The following is a 335-nucleotide window of genomic DNA, read 5'->3' as shown; positions in this document are numbered from 1 at the left end:
TTCCATTCGGGTAGTTCCGCAGGAGGCAGCGGCAGCACCTTGTCCAGCCGGGTCAGTTTCAGGTCGGGGTTGAGGTCGAGTGCCTGGTAGATCTGGTGATACCGGTTTTCACGCTCCGGATCGGGCAAGATATCGAGTTCTTTGAGCGCAAGCTGATCCTGCCTGTCACGAGAACTCCAGTGCTTAGTGTCAAACATAATTCGTAGCACTACCGCAGAATCCTTGCTTCCGAACCGCGTCGCCGCCTGATAATGCTCCAGCGCTGCGGCAAAATTCTTGCGAAGCTCAGCATAGCTTCCGAACTTATCGGCTGCAGGTCCATGCCTTTGGTTATA

At 54.6% G+C, this 335-nt stretch carries 1 protein-coding gene; it reads right to left on the bottom strand.

Going from position 1 to position 335, the window contains the following annotated elements; all coding sequences use genetic code 11:
• On the bottom strand, nucleotides 1-335 hold a 335-nt coding region (locus GM672_RS28715; protein ID WP_229417992.1), incomplete at both ends, for a DUF6396 domain-containing protein.

Origin of the sequence: Pseudoduganella buxea (assembly GCF_009720835.1) — a bacterium.
Classification (GTDB): Bacteria; Pseudomonadota; Gammaproteobacteria; order Burkholderiales; family Burkholderiaceae_D; genus Rugamonas; species Rugamonas buxea.
This window is presented reverse-complemented; position numbering and strand designations above follow the sequence as displayed.